At 63.9% G+C, this 8,667-nt stretch carries 5 protein-coding genes and 2 pseudogenes; 5 read left to right on the forward strand and 2 right to left on the reverse strand.

Annotated elements, in window-relative coordinates; translation table 11 throughout:
• Both QZY03_RS31480 and QZY03_RS31485 read right to left on the reverse strand, forming a co-directional pair.
• A pseudogene (locus QZY03_RS31480) lies at window positions 1-400 on the reverse strand (DUF58 domain-containing protein); the annotation flags it as partial.
• A gap of 171 nt (window positions 401-571) precedes the next feature.
• Entirely contained in the window at window positions 572-1,951 is a 1,380-nt protein-coding gene (locus QZY03_RS31485) for an IS4 family transposase (protein WP_295588320.1), read from the reverse strand.
• Between the two features lie 181 nt (window positions 1,952-2,132).
• On the opposite strand from QZY03_RS31485, the gene QZY03_RS31490 reads away from it, so the two are divergent.
• The 5 genes and pseudogenes from QZY03_RS31490 (at window position 2,133) to QZY03_RS31510 (ending at window position 8,346) form a co-directional block, all read left to right on the forward strand.
• Window positions 2,133-2,852, forward strand: coding sequence for a transposase (locus QZY03_RS31490; protein ID WP_295588322.1), 720 nt, complete (start codon window positions 2,133-2,135; stop codon window positions 2,850-2,852).
• A gap of 202 nt (window positions 2,853-3,054) precedes the next feature.
• On the forward strand, window positions 3,055-5,967 hold the full coding sequence (locus QZY03_RS31495; RefSeq protein ID WP_295588324.1) for an SBBP repeat-containing protein: 2,913 nt from the start codon (window positions 3,055-3,057) through the stop codon (window positions 5,965-5,967).
• A gap of 267 nt (window positions 5,968-6,234) precedes the next feature.
• The gene (locus tag QZY03_RS31500) at window positions 6,235-6,876 is read left to right on the forward strand and encodes a YdcF family protein (RefSeq protein WP_295588326.1); all 642 of its coding nucleotides are present in this window, start codon (window positions 6,235-6,237) and stop codon (window positions 6,874-6,876) included.
• A gap of 54 nt (window positions 6,877-6,930) precedes the next feature.
• Window positions 6,931-8,104, forward strand: a pseudogene (locus QZY03_RS31505) (ISAs1 family transposase).
• A complete protein-coding gene (locus QZY03_RS31510; RefSeq protein ID WP_295588328.1) occupies window positions 8,104-8,346 on the forward strand; it encodes a hypothetical protein in 243 nt (80 codons plus the stop codon). Before QZY03_RS31505 ends, QZY03_RS31510 begins: the two are co-directional and overlap by 1 nt.
• Window positions 8,347-8,667 lie beyond the last annotated feature (321 nt).

Here is an 8,667-nt window from a genome sequence, read left to right on the forward strand (position 1 = left end):
GCGACTGGATGCCCAGGTGCTGCAGGCGCTCCTGGTGCCGCTGGCGCTGGGCGAGCCAGCCGTGGACGCTGTGGAAGCGTAACGCCTCCTCAAGGTTCCCGATCGGCGCTTCCAGTGCCCGATCCAGGGCGGCCTCGCGCAGGTCGGCGACCACCACCAGATGACGGCGGCGCAGGAGTTGGGCGGCCTGCTCCAGGCCCTCCTGATCCTCGTCCCGACTGTTGGTGAGGATCACCACCAGGGCGCGCCGCGGCATGGCGGCCAGCAGGGTGCGGGCCGCGGCCAGCGGGTCCGCGGCTTCCAGGCTGGGTTGCAGGTCGTAGACGGCCTCCAGCAGCCGGTTCACCGTGGCGGGCTCCTTGCGCGGGGCGAACCAGCGGCGCGGTCCGCCATAGGTCATGAGTCCGACCGCGTCCCCCTGGCGGACCGCGACAGAGGTGAGCAGCAGCAGGGCGTTCAGAGCGAAAACCGGGCGAAAACCGGGGACAGACCAGAATGGCGCGAAGATAAGCCGAGAGCATCTTTAAATCAGCGGGTTACCGTTGCGACTCAGGACCAAAAATCGGCGTGTTCAGCGCTGTTTCTTGGGGTGGCCGTTCTGGCGGACCTCCTCCTGCGCGAGGCGCCGGGGCTTGGTCAACAGCGGATAGCTCTTGAGCCGACGCTTCAACGCCCGCGGCTCAATGCGTCCTCGCCGTAGTCCGACGCGGGGTTCGGCGATCAACACCAAGAGGGCACGGATCACCACCGCGTCACGCGTCCCGCCGCCCCGCTGTTGCCTGGAAATCCAGATCTGCACCGTGTGTTTAAAGCTCAGTTGGCGCGGGATTTGGTCGGCCAGCAAGGCGGCTTGCGCCATCAACAAACGGATCAGGTTGTAGGCCAGCAAGTAGACCCACAACTCCTTGATCGCCATCTCCGGGGTCCGGCAACGCAGGTGTTCCATCCCGAGCGTGGTCTTGATGTTGCGCAGATCAAGTTCGACGTTCCAGCGGCTGCGGTACAACACCTTGAGGGTGTACTTGGGGACCGCTTTGGGGCACAGGAGGGTCGTGACCATGATCTTACCGCCCGCTTGAAACTCGCGCACGGTCAGGGTGTCCGGGGCCTGATCGTCGTCCTCCTGGCGCATCCAGTCCGGACGCTTGGGCTTGCTCAGGACGATGAGGTGATCACGCACCCCAAGCCATTGGCCCAGGCGAAAGTCCGTGCTGCGCTTGCGGGCGCCGTACTGCTCAAACACCCCATCGACGCCGCGGGACCCCAACTCGCAGAGCAGAAAATACGTCGCGTAAAAAGCGTCGGCAATCAGGATCTCGCCGCGCAGCAGGGTATCGAGCAGGGTGCGCAGCAGGCTCTGCTCGTCGCTGCCCTTGCCCACACAGGGACCGACGGCCCCATCTAACAAGGCGCCGGTCGCCAGGCACAGTAAGACCACCAACCGACAGATCGGGAACCCCAGTCCGGGCTTCTGGCTCGTCGGCTGCGGATATTTGGCCTGGTTTTCCGCGGTGTCGGCCAAGGTCAGCGTGGCCCCGTCGGCGAGCCGCACCCGTCGGCCGTGCCAGTGCCACCAGGCCGGTGCCCCGTCGGTGACCAGTTCCCCGGTCTGGCGCGCCAGGGTCGAGATCATCGACAACGGCAGCCGGGCCCGGGCTTGGCAGAAGGCGCTGGTGCTGGTACTCAGGCGCGGCAACCCGGCGATGGCCCGTTGGACCGCGTGGTCGGCGAGCGCCTGGCGGCAACTGCCGTCCGCCGAGAGCGCCTGGGTCATGAACATCGCCAAGGTCTCAGTCGGAGGAAAGGCCCGCTCACGATGGGCCGGCACCAACGCGGCGACGTGATCGAGCAGCTGCGGGCCGGTCAACAAATTAAAGAATCCGCCGGTGTCGATCCGCGCGGCCTCCTCAAGGACACGTTGCTGCGTCGCGGCGCGCTGGTTAGGATGCATGGGGCTGGCTCGCAGGGTGATGGGTTGGGTGTCGCAACCTTCAGCCTACCACTCTTGCGGGTTAGCCCCCATTATTTTCAGTCTGTTAGACTAAATTAGTGCCATTCGGAGTGCCATTCGGGACAGACCACGGTTTCTTGCTATAGTGCCTGCACCGGTTCCTGCCAGACGACCTAACGACATGCCACGACACGCGCGCATCGTCGCCGCCGGCTTTCCGATGCACGCGATCTTGCGCGGTATCGACCGGACGGCGATCTTCTTCGCCGAAGCCGACCGCCGGGCGTTTCTCGATGCCCTAGCCGGACTTGCCGCAAGTGAGTCGGTGCGGGTCCATGCGTACGTGCTCATGACCAACCATGTGCATCTCCTGATAACGCCCGAGAGCGAGCGCGGACCGTCTCTGCTCATGAAGGGCCTCGGTCAGCGCTACGTGCCGCACGTCAACCGCGCCTACCGCCGCAGCGGGACACTCTTCGAGGGCCGCTTCCGCTCGTCGATCATCGAGGCCGACAGCTACCTCCTCGCCTGCCAACGCTACATCGAGCTCAATCCGGTGCGGGCGCATATGGTGCCCGCGCCGGGAGACTACCCGTGGTCGAGCTACCGCTGCAACGCCCTGGGCGGCGCCGATCCTGTCGTCGCGGCGCACCCGCTGTACCTCGCCTTGGCCGAGACCGAGGAAGCACGACGTTCCACTTACCGAGACCTATTCGCCGACGTAATCCCGGAGGACGCGCTCGTTGCGCTTCGGGATGCGACCAACGGCGGGTTCGCTCTGGGCAGTCCTCGTTTCCAGCGACAGATCGCAGCGATGGTCGGCCGCCGTACATGGCCCGGAAGATCCGGCCGACCGAAGAAAGAGCCGCCCGATGCGAGTCAACTCGATCTGCCGCTTTAACATAGAAACCGTGGTCTGTCCCCGGTTTCCGCCGGTCCCCGGTTTCCGCCGGTTTCCGCTCGGCAACCACATCAGTTTGGATCGCACCCATCCTTGCGACGACCGATGCCGAAGCTCCGCGGCCAGGGTATAATTTGACTGACGTACACCGAATCGACCAGAGGGTCGATTTAGACCTGTCCACCAGCGCGGAGCGAGGCACATGAAGCGGATGAAGGGCCGAGGAGTTCTGGAGAGTTGCGGGCGGCACTTCGGGACCAGGATGCCGATCCGAGCACCTAGCCCGCACGTCGCGCGGCAACAGGGACTTGCCCTGGGTTTGCTCTTCGGCACCCTGCTAGGCTTCGGGGTCAGCCCCTCGTGGGCTTTACCCATCGTCGCCGAGCATTCGGCCGAACCGACGCTAGGTCTGCGAAGGACGACCGCACCGCTGGACTCCGCCCCGCTCGGACTCGCCAACCCAACCCCGCTGTCCGCGCTGGCCCAAGACGCCGCCACCGCGAAACCCGGCATCCTGGCCGACTACGGTCGCGTGCCGATGCACTTTGAGCCCAACCAAGGCCAGACGGCGGAGGAAGTCCGCTACCTCGCCCGTGGTGCCGGTTACAGCCTATTCCTCACCAATGCCGAGGCGGTGTTGGTGCTGCACAAGAACGCCGCAACGGGACCGGACCCACACCCCGACAACGCGGACGCCGGACCGGTCTCCCGGCGAACCGGGCTAACGACGCGACTCCTCCCACGCAGCTTGGATGAAGCGCCAGCCGATCCACCGGCTAACTCGCCGGTCTGCAACCGAGCCGCGGAATTTAGCGGGCAGCCAGAATCCCTTGCGGGTCGCCCGGACGATCTGGACTTACTCGGTGGACGTCCAGCGCCGACGTCGGAATCAATCAGCCAGGATGCACCCGCCGCCCTAACCCAGCCGGCCGTTGTGCGCATGCGCTTGCTGGGCGCCACCCATAACCCCGCCCCCGCTGTCGCCGGTCTGGACCGCCAGCCCGGCATCAGCAACTACTATCTCGGCAACGACCAGGCGAAATGGCGCAGCGGCGTGCCCCACTTTGCCAAGGTCCAGTTCGATCAGGTTTACCCCGGCATTGATCTGGTCTTCTATGGCAACCCCCAGCAGTTGGAATACGACCTGGTGGTTGCCCCCGGGGCCGATCCGGGCCAGATCCGGCTGAGCTTTGAGGGCGTCGATGGGATGCGACTCGACGGCGAGGGCAACCTGGTACTCGCGGTGGCTGATGGGGAGATCGTGCAGCGGGCGCCGCGGATCTACCAACGGGTGGATGGGCAGGAGCGGGCGGTGGCGGGGCGGTATGCGCTGCTCGACGGCCGCACAACCGGCGCGGCAAAGGCGAACGGCGACGTCGCTCGTCAGGACCAGAGCGCCGATAAGACCGTCGGCCTAGTGCTTGCTGCCTATGACCCGGCGCAGCCACTGGTCATTGACCCGGTGGTGGTCTATTCGACCTATCTGGGCGGGAGCGCGGTCGACATGGCGTACGCCATCGCCACGGACGGGGCGGGCAATGCCTATGTGTCCGGAACCACCGGATCGGCCGATTTTCCCACGGCGAATGCGCGCTACCCGAGCATGAGGGCTGCCTTTAATGCCTTTGTAACCAAGCTCGATGCCCAGGGTCAGGGTCTTGTCTACTCCACCTATCTGGGTGGGAGTTCCTCTGATCCGAGTGGGAGACCTCATTACGATAACGCGGATGGCATCGTCGTCGATGCAACGGGTAACGCTTATGTCACCGGCGTGACCAGTTCCACCGACTTCCCCATGGTCAATGCTCGCTATCCCAGCTTCGGCGGCGACTACGACGCCTTCGTGACCAAGCTGGATCCCCAGGGCCAGGGGCCCGTCTACTCCACCTATCTGGGGGGGAACGGCCTTGACATCGGGGCGGAAATCGCCGTAGACGGTGCGGGTAACGCCTATGTGGTGGGTAATACGCAATCCTCGAATTTCCCGACGGCCGCGGCCCTGTATCCGACGCGTCCCGGCGGTTCAGATGCCTTTGTGACCAAGTTCGGTCCACAAGGCCAGGGACCGTTCTACTCGACCTATTTGGGCGGAAGTGGCGATGACTGGGGATCCGGTATTGCCGTAGATACCGTCGGCAACGCCTATGTCGCCGGTACGACGGGCTCGACCGTCGACTTTCCCATTACGCTCACCGCCCGCTATCCCAACTATCTCGGCGGCGCCTACGACGCCTTCGTGACCAAGTTCGATTCCCAGGGTTTGGGTCTGGTCTACTCCACCTACCTAGGCGGGACCGGCGAGGACGATGGATACGGGATCGCGGTCGATGCAGCGGGCAACGCCTTCGTGACGGGTGTAACCTGGTCCAGTGACTTTCCCGCAGTCAATGCCCGCTATCCTACTTATCGGGGAAACGGCGACGCCTTTGTCACCAAGCTAGGCCCGGCGGGTCAGGGGCCAGCGTACTCAACCTATCTTGGGGGGAGCAATGAAGACTACGCGGGCAACATCGCCCTGGACGCGGCGGGTAACGCCTTCCTGACGGGCGGCACCTCGTCCGGCGACTTCCCCACGGTCAACGCCATCAATCCCAGTCTTGGGGGCAGCGGCCAGGACATTTTCGTGACCAAACTCGATCCGCAGGGGCTCGGTCCGTTGTACGCGACTTACCTGGGTGTGGGTAGCAGCAACTTCGACTCGGACATCGACGTGGACGCGGCCGGCAACGCCTATGTGGCCGGGACCACCAAATCCGTGGATTTTCCTACGGTCAACGCGCTGTATCCTACCTATCGGGGAGGCGGGACGGATGCCTTCGTCATCAAGATCGGCACAACCTATACCGTCACTCCGGCCGCCGGCACCGGCGGTACGGTCAGCCCGTCCGCCCCACAGACGGTCATCGCCGGGGCAACAACCAGCTTCCTGGTCACCGCCAGCAGTGGTTTCACCCGCAATGCCGCGGTCGGCGGCACCTGCCCCCAAGGCAGTTGGAGCGGCGACACCTGGACCACCGGGGCGATCGGCGCGAGCTGCACTGTGAGCTTCGCCTTCACCGGGTTCTGCTGGGAATGTCTGCCAAGCCGGGGCGGCTGGCGGGCGATCCTGCCTTGAGCTCGGTCTCCCACTTTGGTCAATCGGCAATTCGTTGCATCTTCAGGGTCATGATGAAAGTGGCGAGAGCAGCCGCCAAGCTTCCCGTTAGAATTACCTCGCTGGCAAGCTCCGACATCATCAAATCGCAATTGGGGAATGGGCCGAGTTAAACGCCCTGGCAACAGTCCTTCTCCGATTACGGTTAAGACAACGGCAACGTTTGGGAGGGTGTTGACCTTGTGATTGGCGCGTCACCAATGGGTTTGATTGAGCGATGGAACTCCCATGATGGACTGGCTTGATCTGCAGCGCCTGATCACTGACCTTCTCAAGCCATTGACGCTCGGTCTGGGGCTGATGCTGTTGGGTCTGGCATGGCGCGGCGGGGCGCGGTGGCGCCGTCTGGGGTCCGTTCTGCTGGGCAGCGGGCTCGCAATCCTGTTGCTGGCGTCGTCGCCCTGGGTTGCCGACCGGCTCATCGCGACCCTGGAGCGCGGCTACCCACCCCGGTCCCCAAGTGACTGTCATCCCGCGGCGGCAATCGTGGTGCTCGGCGGCGCAATGCAGCCCTGGGTGCAGGGGGATCGCCGGCCGCGCGTGCAACAAGGTGCGGATCGGGTGTGGGAGGCGGCACGCCTCTACCACGCGGGTTGCGCACCGGTCGTGGTCGTGAGCGCGGGCGGACCCGTGGAACCCCCGTTTCAGGCGGGTGAAGCGGCAGCCATTGCAAGTCTGCTGGAGGACCTCGGGGTCTCGCGCTCGGCCTTGCTGCTGGACACCGACAGCCGGAATACCCAAAGCAACGCGGCCGTCAGCCGGTCCCTGCTCGCACCCTTGGGGGCCGATCGCATCCTGTTGGTGACGTCTGCCTGGCATCTGCGCCGGCAGGGCTATCGCATCAACGTATTAGCGGATACTGTTGGATAACCAACTCGGTTACCCCCATGCTTCTCGGCTTTTGAATCTTGGGGAGATCTCACGGTGTGCGATTTGAGTGTCGAGCGATCGCTGGCGAGTCATTTTGCCGCGCTGGAAGACCCACGTAGCGCGCCGCAAAGCCGGCACCAGCTGATCGAGATGATTGTCATCGCCATCGCCGCAACCCTCAGTGGGGCCGACGGCTGGGTGGCCGTGGAGACGTTCGCAAAGAGCAAGGAGCCGTGGCTGCGTACCTTTCTGGAACTGCCCCATGGGATTCCCTCGCACGATTGCTTCGGGCGCGTGTTTGCGCTGATCAATCCCGAGGCGTTCGCCTCCTGCTTTCGCCAGTGGAGCGCGGCGGCTTCCCGACGAGATCATTGCGGTGGATGGCAAGACCTTGCGCCGCTCGCACAACCGCAGTAAGGGCTTGGCCGCGTTGCACCTGGTCAGTGCCTGGGCGACGGCCAACCGGGTGGTGCTCGGGCAGGTGGCCACGGACGCCAAATCCAATGAGATGACGGCCATTCCACGCCTGCTGCAGTGGCTCCCGTTGGCCGGCTGCATCGTCACCATCGATGCCATGGGCTGCCAGACCAAAATTGCCGAGCAGATCATCGCGCAGGGCGGTGACTACGTGCTGGCCCTCAAAGGCAACCAGGAAACGCTGGCCGCCGAGGTCGAGGAGGCGTTCATCGACGCCGATGCCCGCGGCTATGCCGGGGTCGAGTCGGAGTTTCTCGAGACCATTGAGCGCGGACATGGGCGCCGCGAAACGCGTCGTTACCGCACCCTGGGCGATCTCTCCGGCGTGCCGCGCAGCGCCGTGTGGAAGGCCATGAACATGATCGGCATGGTCGAATCGCGCCGTGAGGTGGCCGGTAAGGTCTCGATCGAGACCCGCTATTTCATTGGCAGTATCGGCACCAGCGCCACCCGCTTTGCCCACGCGGTGCGTGGTCACTGGGGCGTCGAAAACGGGTTGCATTGGAATCTCGATATTTCCTTCCGGGAGGATGAGTGCCGCGTCCGCGATCCGGTGGCACGCGCGAATCTCGCCGTCCTGCGCCACCTCGCCCTCTCACGACTCAAGAATGACGACACCAAGCTTGGTCTTCAGAACAAACGCTTGAAAGCCGCTTGCAACGAGGACTACCTGACAAAACTGCTTTTCGAGTCGCCCAAACGCAAGGACGACGCAGGCGCATCGGCATCCGCTAATATTAGCAGTGCTTGATGCGATTGCCCTGTCTGCGCCGGGCGGTCGCGCTGTTCACCCGGGCCGGTTTTACGGTGTTTCCGGTTGGCGCCGACTATCGCTCGCTGGACGGCTGCCGCCGATCGGAATGCTGGCTGCCCAAGACCGAAGCGCTGGAGGCGACCGCACTGGCGCTCAAGGAATTTCTCGGGTACTGGGTTCAGGTGACCGGATTGCGGTTTTCGGAGTCCGAGCCGATCACTGGGCGGATCACTAGATAATCAGGGACAGACCCTGAGGTATCCCCACGAACTTGATCGAGACATCAGTCGGTTAGCGGAATCCCGGCGTCAGGGCCTCTGCCAGCCATTCAAAGCGTCTCTATCTCGCTGATAGAGAAAGTTATTTCGTGGGGATACCTCAGGGACAGACCACGATATTTCCGGCTTCATACCAAACCCCCTATTTTCCCTCCTTGCGGTCAGCATGTGTATAAGCGGAGCTTCGAGTTCTTGTTCCTGATGCCGTCAACACAAAGTCGAGTTAAATCGAAAACGGGTTCCAAATCCGAACGCCACTATCCAACGTCTGACCGCTCTGCA

The sequence above is a fragment of the uncultured Lamprocystis sp. genome, assembly GCF_903933125.1.
In the GTDB taxonomy this organism is placed as follows: domain Bacteria; phylum Pseudomonadota; class Gammaproteobacteria; order Chromatiales; family Chromatiaceae; genus Thiodictyon.